The sequence below is a fragment of the Halomonas marinisediminis genome, from assembly GCF_004347715.1.
In the GTDB taxonomy this organism is placed as follows: domain Bacteria; phylum Pseudomonadota; class Gammaproteobacteria; order Pseudomonadales; family Halomonadaceae; genus Halomonas; species Halomonas icarae.
Map to the genome: position 1 here is coordinate 1 of NZ_SLTR01000497.1, position 268 is coordinate 268.

The following is a 268-nucleotide window of genomic DNA, read 5'->3' on the forward strand; positions in this document are numbered from 1 at the left end:
GACCCGCCAGGATCGGATCGAGGACTTTGAGCAGCGCTGGCAAACCATCGGTATCGTCCACGGCGTCATACTGCTCTTGGTCGCCCATACGGTCATCGAGGAGGACAGCGAGGGCCAGGTTATCGAAACCATAAGGATCATCTCCGCCCGAAAGGCTGATAGATCGGAAAGGAAGCGATATGAAGAAGAAAGAGGTTAGCTACTCGCCTGACACGCTGCCACCTCTGAGCGCTACGCAGCGGTCGCGTCCTGAGGATCTGGCGCGCGC

The 268-nt window shown here is 58.6% G+C and carries 1 protein-coding gene; it reads left to right on the forward strand.

Translation table 11 applies throughout. The annotated features are described in order from the left end of the window. The coding region (locus tag E0702_RS17560) for a BrnT family toxin (protein WP_132045791.1) at positions 1-199 on the forward strand (199 nt) is incomplete at its 5' end. Positions 200-268: the final 69 nt, after the last annotated feature.